We start from the raw sequence: 17,198 nt of genomic DNA, 5'->3' as shown, positions 1-17,198 counted from the left end.
CGGGGAGCTATTATCCTTCCATTCCGAGGCGCATTCGGTTTATTTTTCGTTGACGGATGTCAATCTCTGCTTCCAGACGCAGTTTATTTTGCTGAGAATCGAAGATTTCTTTGGCAAAATAGATCCCTTCAGAAGGATCTTCACTCGCCAGCAGTTCTTTGGTGCGCTGCTGGCAGAGTGTAAGTTCTTTCTTGAAGTTTTCGATTTCTACTTCGATCTCAGGGATGCTAGTCGATTTTAATTCTTCTTCGGGTTGTTGATTCATCTTTTTTCTTAACCTCAGGGTCTTTGAGTCCGTTGATTTCCGGCAGGCTGTTGTAGAGGGTCCAGTAACGAGGCCAGAGATCGGAGATGTCGCCGGGGTTTTCAAGAGAGATTCCCGGGCGCATCCAGGCCATGAGACCGAGAGCAATACCGAAGAAGGGAGTAGGTGCGGACCATGCTTCGTCCCATTTGAGTCTGCCGGGAAGAACGGTAAGCTCTTCGTCGCCGCGTTCGTATTTGATTCCGAGGCGTTCAAGCAGTTCAATACCCTGTTCAAACATCACTGCATCAGCAATGTTGCTGACTTTGCATTCGGAACGGGTGTTGACTGCGAGGGCAAGGCCTACGGGGAAGAGGTCGTTAGCATTTCCGAAGTCAAAGGAGGCTTCTGCTGCGGCTTCACCCTTGGTTGCAGTGATGCTTCCTTTGGAAATTTCAACATTAAGACCACCGGCCTTCAGGATTCTGAGGGCATCTTCAGCGGTTTTTGTTTTAGGCCAGTAACCGTTAAGAGTTACCTGTCCATTGCTGAAGGCGGGCATGGCCAGCAGTGCGGCACAAAGTTCAGGTTCCAGTGCAATAGAAGGCTGTTCAGGAACAGATATTTCCTTTGTTGCGGGAATAGAACATTCAGTTTCGTTGAGCTTAGCTGCAACGCCGCATTTTTTGAGTACAGCAACAACTTCTTTAAGCAGTCCTGCTCCATGCCATCCTTCTGCAAATTTAAAGGTCAATCCCTGCGGATAGGTCCACGCGGCCAGAGCAAGAGCGGAGATAAATTCGGCAGGAATGTCTTCAGAAATTTCAATGGATGAAGCCATGCGGCCACCGCATTCGAGACGGGCGGGTAAGCCGTGGCTCTGCAGGTCAAGAGTATTGAGTCTTGCACCCAGCGGAGAGAGAACTTCGGCCAGAGGTCTGGAGTCGTACTGCTTAAGGATGGGGCCGCCGGCGATCTTGAACTTGCCAACAGTTTTGAGACCGAAAGCAATTGTCAAGAACATGGTCATGGCATTGTCCCCGGCAAAGATCAGCTTTTCTTCAAATTCGATTCCGTCTCCGGAGCGGGAGTCAATAGTCTCGCCATCCCATGAAAGGTGTGCGCCAGCCTGATTGAGTGCTTTGATAAGTTCAGTGATCTCATCGTTAACGCACAGGGGACCCATTTTTGCTTCTGCTCCGGAAGCAGCACTAAGAGCTATCCAGAGCTTGGACTGAAAAAGGGAACCGGGACCGTCAAAAGTAACGTCCACAGGTTTCTGGGGCGGAGAAAGTACATATGTAGAAAGCTTGCGGTTCTCAGGCTTGGCAACACCAGCATAAGCAAGGTTGTTGAGCTGTTCGAAAACACGGCGTGCTGTTTTGAGATCGAATTTTTTTGGACCGGCTTCTGCAGACCAAGTTTCAAAGATACGTCTTTCCATATCCGGATCACCAAGAGGCAGACCTTTCTGTTTGCGCTTGCTGGCAGCTTTACCCATAAGGTAGTTTCTGCGGGATACGAGGGAAAGAAGTCTTGCGTCCAGCTCTTTGATTTCGTCGAGCAGGGACTGTCTACGCGGTGCGGCACCGCCGGAACGTTCAAATTTTTTATATTCGGGCATTATTTTAGTTTCCTGAAATGTGATATAGAGAAGTCCACCTTAATAGCGCGATTTCTCCCGATGGGCAACCCCTCTGATTTGCCGTGTAAAAAAGAAGCCCTATTCGCCCGTAATGAAAAGAAAAGGGGAGAGGCGAAAACCGCCTCCCCCCTGAATAAGCAAGTAGTAATACTACTTAAATTACATTGCGTCGCCGGAAGCTGCGCCCTGCATTTTGACTTCAACCTTTTCGGTGAGGCCTTCGTAGTATTCGCGAAGCTGTACGAGAACTTCGTCACGACCGAAGTGATCTACGATCTCAGCGCCTTCGGAGAGAGCTTTACGCAGTTTGGTACCGGAAAGGATTACGCGCTCTTCTTTGTTGTGGGGGCAGGTTCTCAGGGAAGCCATGCCATCACATTTGTAGCAGTAGAAAGTCCAGTCAATCTTCATGGGCTCACACAGGAGAGCTTTGCCGGGCTCGGGGCAAGCTTCGGTTGCGTAAGGAATTCTGTCGAAGATTTCCTGAGCTTCGAACAAACCGTAGAAGTCACCAACACCAGCGTGGTCACGACCGATCAGCATGCGGTTAACACCGTAGTTCTGACGGAAGGTAGCGTGGAGGAGGCCTTCACGGGGACCTGCGTAACGCATATCGAGGGGGTAACCAGCCTGGATAACGTTTTCTTTAACGAAGTAGTGCTCAACGAGAGTGTCGATAGCTTTAACACGAACTTCAGCCGGAATGTCACCGGGCTTGAGGTTACCGATCAGGGAGTGGATCAGACAACCGTCACAAACTTCGATGGAGATTTTTGCCAGGAATTCGTGAGAGCGGTGCATGGGGTTACGCAGCTGGAGAGCGGAAACAGTGGACCAGCCTTTTTCGTCGAACATTGCACGGGTTTCTGCGGGACGCAGGTAAACGCCTTTGTACTGTTCGGGGTACTCACCTTCGGAGAGAACTTTAACGGGGCCAGCGAGGTTGTATTTCTTCTGAGCCATAACCATCTGAACACCGGGGTGATCTTCAAGAGCGGTTTTCCAGAAGATATCGTCTGCAGATTCTTCACCTTCACCTTTGAAGACCTGGTAGCATTCCCATTTCTTGTCTTCTTCGGTCATTTCGTATTTTTCGGTGATCTGCATGGTTGCGTATACTTCACCGTTGTTAACGAGTGCGATTTCATCGCCGACTTTAACGTCTTCGTTGTCGGTGTCGAGGGTAACCGGTACAGGCCAGAAGGTGCCGTCGGTCAGCAGGAATTTTTCACAAACGCCTTTCCAGTCTTCTTTACCCATGAAGCCATTCAGGGGAGAGAAGCCACCACATCCCATCATGATGAGGTCACCCTTTGCGCGGGCAGAAATTTCGATCTGTTTCAGGCCTTCTGCTTTTTTCTGTTCAGCAGCGAGTTCTGCGCCTTCGAGCAGGCAGCATACAAGACCTTTACCACCGTGAGGGGCTACGAGCTTAGACATGTTTACGTCTCCTTGTAGTAATTATTTTTTTCAACACCTTGGCCCTTCCGCAAGACCTCCTGATAAGAAATCTTCGGCCTCCGAGTATAATTATGGAGGCTGCGCTTCTATGGTTGAAGCGGGTCTGCGGAACGAAAATTCGTAAAAAACCATTATCATGGAGTGCATTATCAGGATAGTCCTAAAACGCTTTTTCTCCATAAAGCTTAAGAGGGGTTATGAATGGTTTGTGAAAGAAATGTCAAGGCCAAAATTGAAATAGAGTGAAAATTTTCACTTAGTCAAAAGGTCGGTTTGGTGTCTGTCAGAAAGTTTATGTATATTAAAGTAGTTATTTTAGTTGCTTAGTGAGAAGTAATAGGTTTTGGGTCTGTTTAAGTCTGGTGGGTTGTTTGAAAGAGCCTACGGATCTTTTTTTTGAAAGAGTCGTGTGTGGGCGCTTATGGCTATATTTCACAGTTAGAATTGAATGTTAAATTGTCATATTATATGTAGCTATTATTTTGACTCTGTCTAGAGAATATTAGACAAAAGTCTATGCCGTTGACATGTAAAATCGGTTTGTTAGGGCAGTTGTGAAGAAAATCCCACAATCTGAAAAAAAGGCTTGCAATTAAAGGCTAGATTGAACTAAATACCAATCCATGATGGAACACATTATTGTTTTGTCGCTTAAGGCCTGAGCCGTTTTTTGGTATTTTTGGAACCTTGGCGACAGTGTTTCTAAGCCGTTTATACAGCGGATTTGAAATTAGCTTGTTCTAAATTTCACTTTCGCCTTGACACCGAGTGAGGGGCTTGATAGTTACTAATTTCACGAGCCTTGAACTTTAGGCAAGATTATAAATGGTTATAGGATGTCGGTGATTGATAACATTAAACCCTTTTAGGAGGACTAGGTATGCCGACCTTTGTCAATCCGGAAAAGTGTGATGGCTGTAAAGGTGGAGAAAAAACCGCCTGCATGTACATCTGCCCTAACGATCTTATGATCCTGGATCCCGAAGAAATGCGGGCTTACAACCAGGAACCCGAAGGATGCTGGGAGTGTTACTCCTGCGTTAAAATTTGTCCCCAGGGCGCTATCGAAGCACGTCCCTACGGTGACTTCGCACCCATGGGTGGTACTTCCATCCCCATGCGTTCTGCTGAAGACATCATGTGGACCGTTAAATTCCGTAACGGTAACGTAAAACGCTTCAAGTTCCCCATCCGCACTACCCCTGAAGGTTCTATCAAACCTTATGAAGGTAAACCCGAGCCGGGCGATCTCGACAGCGAACTCCTCTTCACCGAAACTGCACTGGCACAGCCCAAAGAAGTTCTCGGACAGAAGTTTGACGTTGCTGACGCAGACAAGACTACTGCTTGGAAGGATCTGGATTAATAACTACTAAGCTTTTGTCTTAGGTGTATTAATTCACGTAATCTAAAAAACCTAATTAAGGAGGAAACATGCCTCTTCTCCCTAGTAAAGAAGCTTCCAAAGGTGTTGCTCTCGCAGAACCTGAGCTTATAGAAAAAGACGTTGATATTCTTCTCGTCGGTGGTGGTATGGGTAACTGCGGTGTTGCTTATGAAGCAATGCGCTGGATCGAAAAAACTGGTGGCGACATCTCCATCATGCTTCTCGATAAAGCTGCTATGGAACGTTCCGGTGCTGTTGCACAGGGTCTTTCCGCTATCAACACCTACCTCGGCGAAAACGACGCTGATGACTACGTACGCATGGTTCGTACTGACCTCATGGGCCTCGTTCGTGAAGACCTTATTTTTGACCTTGGCCGTCACGTTGATGACTCCGTTCACCTTTTTGAAGAGTGGGGCCTTCCCTGCTGGATCAAAAAAGACGGTAAAAACCTCGACGGTGCTGCAGCTAAAGCAGCTGGTCTCTCTCTGCGCAACGGCGACGCATGCGTACGCTCCGGTCGCTGGCAGATGATGATCAACGGTGAGTCCTACAAGTGCATCGTTGCTGAAGCAGCTAAAATGGCTCTCGGCGAAGATAACTACATGGAACGCGTCTTCATCGTTAAGATGCTTCTGGATGCCAACGAGCCTAACCGTATCGCTGGTGCTGTAGGTTTCTCCACTCGTGAAAACAAAGTATACGTTTTCAAATGTAACGCAGCTGTTGTAGCTTGCGGTGGTGCTGTTAACGTTTACCGTCCTCGCTCCACTGGTGAAGGTATGGGTCGTGCATGGTACCCCGTATGGAACGCTGGTTCCACCTACACCATGTGTGCTCAGGTTGGCGCTGAAATGACCATGATGGAAAACCGCTTCGTACCCGCTCGTTTTAAAGACGGTTACGGTCCGGTTGGTGCATGGTTCCTGCTCTTCAAAGCTAAAGCAACCAACTACAAAGGCGAAGACTACTGCGAAACTAACCGCGCAATGCTCAAGCCTTACGAAGATCGCGGCTACGCTAAAGGTCACGTTATCCCGACCTGTCTGCGTAACCACATGATGCTCCGTGAAATGCGTGAAGGCCGCGGCCCCATCTACATGGATACCGCTACCGCACTGCAGAACACCTTTAAAGAACTGACCCCTGCTGAGCAGAAGCACCTTGAGTCCGAAGCTTGGGAAGACTTCCTCGACATGTGTGTTGGTCAGGCTAACCTCTGGGCTTGTCAGAACATCGAACCTGAAAACTCCGGTTCCGAAATCATGCCCACCGAGCCTTACCTCCTCGGTTCTCACTCCGGTTGCTGCGGTATCTGGACTTCCGGTCCGGACGAAGACTGGGTTCCCGAAGATTACAAAGTTAAAGCTGACAACGGTAAAGTCTACAACCGTATGACCACCGTTAACGGCCTCTGGACCTGTGCTGACGGTGTTGGTGCATCCGGTCACAAGTTCTCTTCCGGTTCTCACGCTGAAGGTCGTATCGTTGGTAAGCAGATGGTACGCTGGGTTGTTGACCACAAGGACTTCAAACCCGCTCTGAAAGAAAATGCTGCTGACCTCGCTAAAGAGATCTACCAGCCTTGGTACACCTACGAAGCCGGTAAAGGCATCTCTACCGACCCCGTAGTTAACCCCAACTACATTACTCCCAAAAACTTCATGATGCGCCTCGTTAAGGCAACTGATGAATACGGTGGTGGTGTTGGTACCATGTACGTGACTTCTAAGTCTCTCCTGCACACCGGTTTCAAACTTCTCGAAATGCTCGAAGAAGACTCCAGAAAACTGGCTGCTCGCGACCTCCACGAACTCATGCGCTGCTGGGAGCAGTTCCACAGACTGTGGACTGTACGCCTGCACATGCAGCACATTGAATTCCGTGAAGAGTCCCGTTACCCCGGTTTCTACTACCGTGGTGACTTCATGGGTCTCGATGATTCCAAGTGGAAATGCTTCGTCAACTCCAAGTACGATGTTGAAAAAGGCGAAACTGTCATTTTCAAGAAAGCATACCACCAGATCATCCCCAACTAAGCCGGGAATGATATACGCGGCTGCGGGCACTAGCCCGCAGCCGTTCTTTTACGGCTTGCATTGAAATGGTCTGAATCCGTATTGCGACCCTTCGGTCGGTGTCCGGGTTTGGGCCATTTTAAGGCTCAGGGCTTCTAAGAGTTCAGGAGGATAGAGAATGTCAAATAGCATACTTGTCGTAGGCGGCGGGTTCAGTGGTATCACTGCTGCACTCGAAGCCGCTGAAGTAGGCCATGAAGTCTTCATCGTGGAGAAGGCGCCGTATCTGGGTGGCCGGGTGATGCAGCTGAATAAATATTTTCCGAAGCTGTGTCCTCCTTCCTGCGGACTGGAGATTCAGTTTCAGAGAATCAAAAACAATAAGAACGTTAAGTTCTTTACCTTGGCTGAAGTGGAATCCATCAGCGGTTCCAAAGGCAACTATGAAGTCAAGGTCCGCATTAAGCCCAGATATGTGGGCCCCGGCAGTGTTGAACTCACTGACATCATCGAGAAACTGTCCAATGACATTACCGATGAATTTGAGTTTAAACTCTGCGACCGCAAGGCTCTTTACATGGATGTACCTTTTGCTTTCCCCGCTAGGTATGTTCTTGAAAAAGAAAATTGCACAGATGAAGACCTCAAACTCCTCGAAGGCGTCGATGTTATCGACCTTAAGGATGAGGAAAAGGTCATCACACTTAATGTAGGTTCCATCGTCTACGCTACAGGCTGGAAGCCTTACGATGTTACCAAACTTTCCAACCTCGGTGCAGGTACCGTTAAGAACTGTATTTCCAACATGGCGATGGAAAGACTTGCAGCTCCCAGCGGACCTACCAACGGTACAATTGTGCGCCCCTCTGACGGTGCACAGCCCAAAAACATCGCATTCGTACAGTGTGCGGGTTCTCGCGATGAAAACCACCTCAACTTCTGTTCCTACATCTGCTGTATGGCTTCCTTGAAGCAGGCTGCATATGTTCGCGATCAGTATCCTGATGCAAAGGTCACCATTTACTACATCGACCTGCGTACTCCGGGACGTTATGACAAGTTCGCCAAACGCATTCTTTCCGATGCCAAGATCAATGCTGTTAAAGGTAAGGTCGCTGAAGTTATCGAAGAATCCGGTTCCGGCAATGTTCTTGTCACAGTTGAGGATGCTGAATCCGGTATCAAGTCCCAGAACGAGCATGATCTCGTAGTTCTGGCTACCGGTATGCAGCCCAGTCTTGCAGGTACCCCGGTTCCTTCCGGCGTACAGGTTGACGATCAGGGCTTTATTGTCGGCGGTGAGGAACAAGGCATTTTCGCTGCCGGGTGTGCAAAGCAGCCTCTGGATGTCATGAAGACAGCCCAGTCCGGTACTGCTGCCGCTCTCAAAGCGATCCAAACGGTGATAGGGAGGTAAGTCGACATGCCCGAAAAAATCGGTGTTTATTTCGACCAAGCGAGCGTATCCCCTTACCTGAACGCTGAAGAAATGGCTGAACTTGTCGGTCGCGTTTACGCGAACGAGTGTCCGGTCGTAAAGGTGCACCCGCGTCTTAACAGCGAGGAAGGAAGAAAGCTCATTCAGGAAGATATCGACGCTGGCAACGTTGACGCAGTATGTATCTGCGGCACTAGCCCTCGCGTTGACTGGGATATTTTCGACTTTGACAAAGTCGCTGTCGAACGAGTCAACCTGCGTGAACAGTGCATCAAGGTTTTCAGGAATCCCGACGGCACCATGCCCGATCCTAACGGCGAAGTTCCTGAGCTCCTCAAAATTATGGCAAACGAATACGTCAAAATGGGTGTTACCAAGCTGCTCAAGACTAAAGAGCAGGAATCCCAAGCCTTTGATGCCAACAAGGTCGTCATGGTCATGGGTGGTGGTTTCACCGGTCTTACCGCAGCTCTTTATGCTGCCAAGACCAACCACGACGTAATTTTGGTGGAAAAGGAAGCTACCCTCGGTGGTAAGGCTGCCGGAATGTACAAGACATTCCCCCTTTCTTATCCATACACTGAAGCACATGAAACCGGTATTGAAGCGCTGATCTCTGAAGTTCAGTCCAATTCCAGAATCAAAGTGCTGACCTCCGCACAGCTTAAGGCTCTCGAAGGTGCTCCCGGCAAGTACACTGCTAAAGTGAAAGTCGGCGGCAACGTTGAAGAGATGCCTGTCGGTGCATGTGTACTGGCTACCGGTTGGGTTCCCCAGGACACAAAATACGTAGAACCCATGGGCTACGGCTCTTCCAAGGTTGTGACTGCTGCTGAATTTGAAAAGATGGTCAAGGAAGGCAAGATGACTGCAAAGTCTGTTGCTTTCGTGCTTGATACTCGCCTCAGTGAAAAACAGTTTGCCGCTGAAGAAGAAGCTTACGCGAATCGTTCTGAAGAGCAGATTGCGGCTGACGATGCTGCTGCAGCTGAAGCTGCAGAGGGAGAAAAGGAAGATACTTTTGTCTACGAAGACATGGAATCTTACAAGCACCTTCCTTACAGCTCTGAGCTGAACAGTCTCGTTGCCCTCAAGCAGGCAAACTACGTACGCGAAAAAGACGATTCCGCCGTTGCCTACATCATCTACGATCACATGATGGTGCCCGGCATCAACGAGCGTTACTACCGTGCAGCACAGGATAACCCCGGCGTAATGCTGACCAAGGGTACCGTAACTTCCATCAAGGAAGAGGGTGCCGGCATGGTTGTTTGCGCCAGCAATACCCTGCTGGGCGAAAAGATTGAAATCGAAGCTGAACTGGTCGTTGTTCCTACCGGTATGGTTCCCACCACCGCGCACGATCCGACCATCAACCTCGTATACAGACAAGGTCCGGCATTCCCCGATCTCCAGCAGTTCGACGGTTATGCTGACTCCAACTATATCTGCTTCCCTTACGAAACACGCCGTACCGGTATTTACGCTGCAGGTTGTGTTCGTCAGCCCATGTCCATGGGACTGGCCCGTGAGGATGCAGCTGGTGCTGTTCTGAAAGCGATTCAGTGTATCAACTCCTCCAACCATGGCGTAGCTGTACACCCCCGCTCCGGTGACACCACCTATCCTGTTTTCAACTTCATGCGCTGCACTCAGTGTAAGCGTTGTACCGAGGAATGTCCCTTCGGCGCACTTGATGATGATGAAAAAGGAACACCAATGCCGAATCCGTCCCGTTGCCGCCGTTGCGGTACCTGTATGGGTGCCTGCCCTGAGCGCGTAATCGGATTCGACAACTACAACATCGACATGATCGGTTCCATGATCAAGCAGGTTAACGTTCCTGATGATATGGAAGTCGGCGGTCCCCGCTTTATCGTTCTGGCTTGTGAAAACGATGCCTACCCGGCACTCGATATGGCAGCTATGCGCGGTAAAGGCTGGTCTCCTTACGTTCGTGTTGTTCCCGTCCGTTGCCTCGGCTCTGTAAACACCATCTGGATTGCTGATGCAATGTCCAAGGGTATTGACGGAGTTCTTCTGCTCGGTTGTAAGTACGGTGAAGATTACCAGTGCCACTTTGTGAAGGGTTCTGAACTTTGTAACCGCCGTATGGAAAACGTCGCTGATTCTCTGAACAGACTTGGCGTTGAACCCGAACGTGTTGTACAGGCTGAACTTGCCATCGACGAATATGACAAAGTGCCCGATCTGATCGATAACTTTGTTAATGCGATGATCAAGATCGGTCCTAACCCGTTCAAGGGCTACTAGGAGGTAGACGCGACATGGAAAAAGATATTCGCATTAAACCGGATCTGCAGTTTATCAAAGAACTGCAGGAAGTCGGTGGCGAAAGCCTCAAGAAGTGCTATCAGTGCGCAACTTGCTCTGTAGCATGTCCCCTCTCGCCTGCCGACAACCCTTACCCGCGTAAGGAAATGGTCTGGGCTCAGTGGGGCCTCAAAGATAAACTCGTAAATGACATTGATATATGGCTGTGCCACAACTGCGGTACCTGCTCCGACCTGTGCCCCCGCGGCGCACGTCCGGCAGACCTGCTCGCAGGACTGCGTAACATGGCCTATCAGAAGATGGTAACCCCTTCCATTATCGGTAAATGGATGGCTTCCCCCAAGCACCTGCCCAAGCTTATTGCTATTCCGGCAGCTATCTACCTGGTGATCTGGTTCATCATGGCGGGAGTTCGCGGTTCCTTCTTCCCTCTTAAGGATGGTGAAATCGTCTACGGACATCTGTTCCCCGGCGACTTTACTATTGACCCGATCTTCATGATTGCTTTCGGTTTCATGGCTTGGACCTTCTATAAGGGAGTGAAGAATCTGATCGCATCATTTGCAGATCAACCGAAGGTCTTTGCTATAGGTGACAAATCTGAAAAGCCCAGCATGCTGGAGTGCTTCATTGACGTTTGCAAAAACGAACTGCTGACTCACTCCAAGTGGAAAGAATGCGGCGAAACCGACGAAGCTGACGAACAGAAGTTCAACGGCCACCGTTTCATCATGCTTGCGTTCATCTGCCTGATGGTGGTTACCGGTGTGGTTGCTGTCACTCACTGGGGCGGAAAGATTATTCCTTTCATCGCTCCCATTGGGCATACTCCAATGCCGCTGTGGTCTCCGGTCAAGATTCTGGCCAACGTCGGCGCAGTATTGCTGGTTTACTCCCTCGTACTGCTCACCAAGCGTCGCCTGAATCAGGATCAGGGCGTACACGGTTCCAGCTACTATGACTGGTACCTGCTCGGCCTGATCTGGACTATCGCCGTAACCGGTATCATGTGCGAAATCCTGCGTCTCCTCGGCGTCGCAATTCTCGCATACCCCATGTACTACGTGCACCTGATCGCCGTATTCATGATGTTTGTCTATCTGCCGTGGTCTAAGCTTGGACACCTCGTCTACAGGACTGCAGCTTTAACTTATGCAAGATACATTGGCCGTCTGCCCATGCCGGTCCGTGAAGAAAAGACTTTTACTCTGTAATAGAGCAAGGAGGAACTAACCATGTCTGAAGCACGCAAAACTTTCCCCATGAGCACTTTTGTGTCCTACATTAAGGGTGGCGAAAGCAATAACTCTGTACAGGAACTTCTGGGCTACATGACTCAGAAAGACATCGATGCTGAATTCGAACCTTTTGCAGCAGCTCTTGCAAAAGCATGGATCTACGAACAGCATCCTGAACTGGCTAAAATGAAAACCGGTCAGGTTACCGGCCTTGGCGACAACGTTTCCGTTGGCGCACTTCCCGGCGACGTTATGACTCAGGTTGACGCTATCTTCGGAAAGCTCGCTGACTACCGTTCCACTATTTCTGAGCAGGCTGCTAAAGTTCAGGCTCTGGAAACCAAACTTGCTGCTGCTGAAGGCAAACTCGGTGAAACCGAAAAAGCCATGGCTGAATACAAAGGCAAGTGTGAAGCTTTCGAAGCTGCTGGTAAAGACGAAGGCGACAAAGTCATCGTTACTTCCCAGGAAAAAGTTGAAGAGTACATCGGCAAGGTTGATGAGCTCCTCAAGATGATCGAAGACGTTAAAAAGCACGGTGTTGTAACCGTAGCTGCCGGTGCTGTTGCTGGCGGTGCAGCTCCTGCTGCTGATGCCGGTTCCGCTGGCGCTCCCGAAACCGGTGGCGCTCCTGCTGAAGACTTCGGCTTCGGTTCCGATCCCTTCGGTGATGACAGCTGGTAGGCCGTTAAAAAGCCTTTTAGCTTCATTCAATTGAAGTACGTTAGGCCCTGTCCGCAATGCGGACAGGGCCTTTTCTTTTGTTCAGGTCTAAACAGAATAAAATTTTTTTTGAAAAATTTTACATAAGTGAGAACTCATTCACAGGTATCAAAATGCCATTGCAATGCAATTTAATAAATTACTCGAACTTAATTCATGAAAAGAGTATTTTTAGTGACAAAATGTCAGCTAAAGCCAAGAGCCTAATGATTTAGGCGGAAATTAGCCAAATATGGAAAATGGTGCTAAATATATGGACAATTTTGTAAGCAAAAAAAGACTTTTATTAAGCATTATAATCTGTATGATTAAATGTGAATCAGTAAATGTAGATACTAATGTTAGATAAAAGTACTAGAATGCAGAATATAGTTATATGTGGCTTATTGTGTTTCTTGATCAGGTAATCAACTGTGTTGTTGCATATTTTGTATTGATTCTGATTCAACAATCAATTGAATGAATTTGTTCTTGGTAAAGCATTGTTGTTGCGAATATTAATTCTTTAGATTGGGATAGTAAGGAATAAAAAACGTCTTCTACCTTGATCTTAAGAAGAATAATGTGTATAGGTATGTCCAATATGGCAGAACTTCATTTACACGACGTGAGCGTCCGCTTTGGTGGACTGCAGGCTTTGGCAGAGGTTAACTTCTCTCTCATGCCGGGAGAGATTATGGGACTGATCGGTCCCAACGGCGCTGGCAAAACCACAGTCTTTAACGTGATCACCGGAGTTTATTCGGCTTCCGGTGGGCACGTGGAGTACAATGGTGAAAACCTGACCGGGCTGAAGCCGTATCAGGTACTCCATAAAGGCATTGCCAGAACCTTCCAGAATATCCGTCTTTTCCAAAACATGACCGCACTTGAGAATGTAATGGTTGCCCAGCACTCCCGCTCTTCATGCGGGGTATTCGGCGCCATTTTTCGTACTCCGTCCCAGAAAAGGGAAGAAGCACGTATCAAGGAAAAGGCCATGGAGGAACTCCGTTTCGCGGAGCTGGACGAATATGCTGACGAGGTAGCGTCCAGTCTTCCATACGGTCACCAGCGCAGGCTTGAGATCGCAAGGGCACTGGCTTCTGAGCCAAGTTCCATTTTGCTTGATGAGCCTGCAGCGGGACTGAACCCGGCGGAAAGTGCGGAGTTGATGGAAACAATCCGGAAAATCTCTGAAAGAGGCATCAATGTTCTGATGGTGGAGCATGACATGAAAGTTGTCATGGGAATCTGTCAGCGTCTGGTGGTCCTTGATCACGGAGTAATGATTGCAAAGGGGAACCCTGAAGAAATTCAGAAGAATCCTGCTGTTATTGAGGCATATCTGGGTAACTAACCTTATTCACTTTAGGGAGGCTCATTTTATGAAACGTTCTATCATGACAGCTCTGCTTGTAGCAGCTATTCTGATGCTGAGTGCAGGTATGGTGTTTGCGAAAACCCTCAAAGTCGGAACCATGGGACCTTTGACAGGACCCTATGCAGCTGACGGTAATGACATTAAAAACGGTGTACTCACCGCAGTTGAAGTTGTTAAAGCAAACGGTGGAATCTCCGGCTTTGATGAAATTGTGGTTCTGCCGCAGGATACTGCATGCGAACCCCGCCAGGCTGTTGCAACTGCCAACAAACTGATCAACGAAGAAGTAAACGGCGTAGTTGGATCATACTGCTCAAGTGCAACTCTGCCTGCTTCTGAAGTTCTCGATGAAGAGTCGATCATTATGATCACACCTGCCTCTACCAATGAAAAAGTTACCTCCCGCGGTTTGCCTTACATGTTCCGCATGTGCGGGCGTGACGATGACCAGGGTGCTATAGCTCTCAAATTCATGCAGGAGAAGCTTGGTGCCAAGTCTGTTTATATCGTAGATGATAAGACAGCTTATTCACAGGGACTTGCTGACGGTGTTGAAAAGATGTGTAAGGATGCAGGAATTAAAGTTCTCGGACACGAGCACGTAAACCAGGGTGACAAAGATTTTTCTGCTATCCTGACCAAAGTTAAAAACAGCAATCCTGATGTGTACTACATGTCCATGCAGAACTCTGCTACCGGTGCTCTGATGCTTATCCAGGCCAAGCGCATGGGTATCAAGGCTGCTCGTCTGGCTCAGGATGCAGTTTACCATCCCCAGCTTATCGAGATCGCTAAAGATGCAGCTGAAGGCGTTTACCTGACCTTTGGTTATATCGACAGCGAAGCTCCTGCATACAAAGAATTCTACGCCAAGTATCAGCCCAAGCACGGTGAACCCGGTGCATACTCCGGTTATGCCTATGACTCCGCCATGGCTTATTTCAAGGCTGTAAAGGCTGCCGGTTCTACTGATCCTGAAAAAGTTAAGGCCGAACTCATGAAGCTTGATTACGATGGCGCAACCAAGCATATCAAGTTCAAGCCTAATGGAGACTCCGGCTCCAACTACATTATCCGTAAGGTTGATGGCGGCAAGTTCATTAACTATTGGAACCCCGCAACCGGTCAGCTCTACTAGAGAGTGTTCCGCAAATTCATACTATGATCTTGTTTTATCTTAAAATAAATATGGATTTATTTTAAGGCTGGCGCACTAGAAGCCAAAAAATGTCGGCCCCCGTCTGAAAGGGCGGGGGCCATTACGAACAGCCCCCGGAACTCCATGGAATATTTTTTTCAACAACTCATCAACGGTATTACCCTCGGCAGTGTTTATGCATTGATCGCACTGGGCTATACCATGGTGTACGGCATTATCCAGCTCATTAACTTCGCCCATGGTGAGTTTTTTGCGGCTGGCGGTTATGTCGGTGTTATCTTCATGAGCTACCTGCTCGGGCAGGGTGCTCCAGCATGGGTATGCCTGTCCGGCTCGCTTATTCTGGCTATGGCTTATTGCGCTATGCTGGCCATGGCTGTCGAGAAAGTGGCCTATAAACCGCTGCGAAGCTCTTCAAGGCTTTCGGTGCTCCTTTCTGCTCTCGGTATGTCCATTTTCCTGCAGAATGGCCTGATGCTTACTCAGGGTGTATATGACAGACCTTATCCCACTGAATTGACACAGGGAGGATTTGAGTTTGGGACGGTTATGCTGTCCTACATGCAGCTTTTCATTGTCAGTCTGACCGCGTTTTTGCTGGTGGCACTTAACTTTTTGGTTTTCAAGACCCGTATCGGTAAAGCCATGCGCTCCACTGCTCAGGATAAAATTATGTCCGCACTGGTGGGGATCAACTCCAACCGCATCATCAGTCTGACCTTTGCCATCGGTGCCGGACTGGCCGCTGCAGCAGGGATTATGGTCGGTCTTTATTACGGATCGGTTCGGTACGACATGGGCTTTGTTCCGGGAATCAAAGCTTTTGCCGCAGCTGTTCTGGGCGGTATCGGTAATATTACCGGGGCTATGATCGGTGGGTTTATCATTGGTATGGTCGAAATTTTTGCCGCCGGTTATATTTCCGGTGAATACAAGGATGTCTTTGCATTTCTGATCCTTATCGGAGTGCTTTATTTCAGACCTTCAGGAATCATGGGAGAGAACGTTGACGATACCAGAGTTTAAAAAGCACTGGACTTCTTTAGGCGTTGGGATGATCTGGCTGTTCATCCTGCTCTGGCCCTTGCTCGGAGTAAAGCCTGAGGGGCTGGAGGTAGCAACCACCTTTTCGGTCTGGTGGAAGATTGCTGTGAGCTGCTCATCTGTCCTTGTACTCTATCAGCTGAACAGAGTCGGAGCATTTAATTTTATTGCCAAGCCTGCCGAGGCAGCAGTGGGGGGAGTGAAAAAGGCAACCTCGACACTGCCGTTTGCAGTCTGGGCTTTTGCTATACTGGCATTTGCAGTTGCTTACCCGCATCTTTTCGGACGCTATGCACAGGATGTGGCTATTAACTGTATGATTTACATCTGTCTCGGCCTCGGCCTGAATGTGGTTGTAGGTCTGGCCGGTATGCTTGATCTTGGTTACATCGCTTTTTACGGCCTTGGTGCATATACCTATGCCTTGCTTTCGATCCACTACAAGCTTGCTTTCTGGCTCTGTCTGCCTCTCAGTGCAGGTGTAGCCGGACTAGGTGCCTGCATCATCGGTTATTGTTCCATGCGCATGCGTGGTGACTATCTGGCCATTGTCACACTCGGTTTTGCTGAAATCGTGCGTATGGTGCTCAATAACTGGATGAGCCTGACCAACGGTCCCAACGGGATTACCGGGATTAAGTCTCCGGGTGCATACTGGCCTGATTTTGCAAATGGATTCAGCCTTGAACATCTCTGGCTTAAAAAGCTGTCTCTTATTTATTATGTAATATTGGCCTTGGTGGTCTTCACCATTATTGCGGTTTACCGTTTGAACCATTCCCGTATCGGACGTGCATGGGAAGCCATCCGTGAGGATGAGACTGCTGCCGAGGTCATGGGAATTCCCACTTTCTACATGAAGCTGCTGGGTTATTGTACAGGAGCATGTTTCGGCGGTATGGCCGGTGCCTTCTACGCGGCACGTATGCGTTTTGTCAGTCCGGAATCATTTACCTTCCTTGAATCTGCAATGGTTCTTTCCATGGTTGTTCTCGGTGGTATGGGCTCCATCCCCGGGGTTATCCTCGGTGCGTTGGCCCTGATTGCCCTGCCTGAGATTTTCAGGGATTTCGAACTATACCGCATGCTTGTTTTTGGTGGCGTCATGACTTTAATGATGCTCTTCAGGCCGCAGGGGCTGCTGCCTCCCAAACGTAGAATGAAGGCGGAAAAGGATTAAGCC

13 protein-coding genes are annotated in these 17,198 nt (G+C 48.9%); 10 read left to right on the top strand and 3 right to left on the bottom strand.

The window, feature by feature from the left end; translation table 11 throughout:
* Nucleotides 1-10 precede the first annotated feature (10 nt).
* The 3 genes from ACKU40_RS14410 to sat form a co-directional block, all read right to left on the bottom strand.
* Nucleotides 11-265 carry a hypothetical protein gene (locus ACKU40_RS14410; RefSeq protein WP_320173493.1) on the bottom strand — a complete coding sequence of 85 codons (255 nt, stop codon included), beginning with the start codon at nt 263-265 and terminating at the stop codon, nt 11-13.
* The gene (locus tag ACKU40_RS14405; RefSeq protein ID WP_320173492.1) at nt 228-1,868 is read right to left on the bottom strand and encodes a chorismate mutase; all 1,641 of its coding nucleotides are present in this window, start codon (nt 1,866-1,868) and stop codon (nt 228-230) included. The genes ACKU40_RS14410 and ACKU40_RS14405 overlap by 38 nt, the downstream gene beginning before the upstream one ends.
* 180 nt (nt 1,869-2,048) lie before the next feature.
* Nucleotides 2,049-3,329, bottom strand: a complete 1,281-nt coding sequence (gene sat, locus ACKU40_RS14400; protein ID WP_320173491.1) for a sulfate adenylyltransferase — start codon at nt 3,327-3,329, stop codon at nt 2,049-2,051.
* Nucleotides 3,330-4,230: 901 nt separating this feature from the next.
* Between sat and aprB the strand changes: the two genes are divergently transcribed.
* From aprB to livM, 10 genes are all read left to right on the top strand, one after another.
* The gene (gene aprB, locus ACKU40_RS14395; RefSeq protein WP_320173490.1) at nt 4,231-4,716 is read left to right on the top strand and encodes an adenylyl-sulfate reductase subunit beta; all 486 of its coding nucleotides are present in this window, start codon (nt 4,231-4,233) and stop codon (nt 4,714-4,716) included.
* A gap of 68 nt (nt 4,717-4,784) precedes the next feature.
* Nucleotides 4,785-6,776, top strand: a complete 1,992-nt coding sequence (gene aprA / locus ACKU40_RS14390) for an adenylyl-sulfate reductase subunit alpha (RefSeq protein ID WP_320173489.1) — start codon at nt 4,785-4,787, stop codon at nt 6,774-6,776.
* Nucleotides 6,777-6,933: 157 nt separating this feature from the next.
* Nucleotides 6,934-8,172, top strand: coding sequence for an FAD-dependent oxidoreductase (locus ACKU40_RS14385; RefSeq protein ID WP_320173488.1), 1,239 nt, complete (start codon nt 6,934-6,936; stop codon nt 8,170-8,172).
* Between the two features lie 6 nt (nt 8,173-8,178).
* The gene (locus ACKU40_RS14380; RefSeq protein ID WP_320173487.1) at nt 8,179-10,467 is read left to right on the top strand and encodes a hydrogenase iron-sulfur subunit; all 2,289 of its coding nucleotides are present in this window, start codon (nt 8,179-8,181) and stop codon (nt 10,465-10,467) included.
* 14 nt (nt 10,468-10,481) lie between these two features.
* Entirely contained in the window at nt 10,482-11,702 is a 1,221-nt protein-coding gene (gene qmoC / locus ACKU40_RS14375) for a quinone-interacting membrane-bound oxidoreductase complex subunit QmoC (protein WP_320173486.1), read from the top strand.
* 21 nt (nt 11,703-11,723) lie between these two features.
* Complete coding sequence (locus ACKU40_RS14370) at nt 11,724-12,410, top strand: hypothetical protein (RefSeq protein ID WP_320173485.1); 687 nt, start codon at nt 11,724-11,726, stop codon at nt 12,408-12,410.
* A gap of 622 nt (nt 12,411-13,032) precedes the next feature.
* Nucleotides 13,033-13,788, top strand: a complete 756-nt coding sequence (locus ACKU40_RS14365; RefSeq protein ID WP_320173484.1) for an ABC transporter ATP-binding protein — start codon at nt 13,033-13,035, stop codon at nt 13,786-13,788.
* Nucleotides 13,789-13,816: 28 nt separating this feature from the next.
* The gene (locus ACKU40_RS14360; RefSeq protein WP_320173483.1) at nt 13,817-14,950 is read left to right on the top strand and encodes a branched-chain amino acid ABC transporter substrate-binding protein; all 1,134 of its coding nucleotides are present in this window, start codon (nt 13,817-13,819) and stop codon (nt 14,948-14,950) included.
* A gap of 144 nt (nt 14,951-15,094) precedes the next feature.
* Nucleotides 15,095-15,997 (top strand): branched-chain amino acid ABC transporter permease, encoded by a 903-nt coding sequence (locus ACKU40_RS14355; protein ID WP_320173482.1) that lies wholly within the window; start codon nt 15,095-15,097, stop codon nt 15,995-15,997.
* A 28-nt stretch (nt 15,998-16,025) separates the two neighbouring features.
* Nucleotides 16,026-17,195 (top strand): high-affinity branched-chain amino acid ABC transporter permease LivM, encoded by a 1,170-nt coding sequence (gene livM / locus ACKU40_RS14350; RefSeq protein WP_320176387.1) that lies wholly within the window; start codon nt 16,026-16,028, stop codon nt 17,193-17,195.
* Nucleotides 17,196-17,198 lie beyond the last annotated feature (3 nt).

The sequence above is a fragment of the Maridesulfovibrio sp. genome, assembly GCF_963666665.1.
In the GTDB taxonomy this organism is placed as follows: domain Bacteria; phylum Desulfobacterota; class Desulfovibrionia; order Desulfovibrionales; family Desulfovibrionaceae; genus Maridesulfovibrio.
Note: the sequence above shows the minus strand (reverse complement) of the source record. Positions and strands in the feature narration are given on the sequence as shown.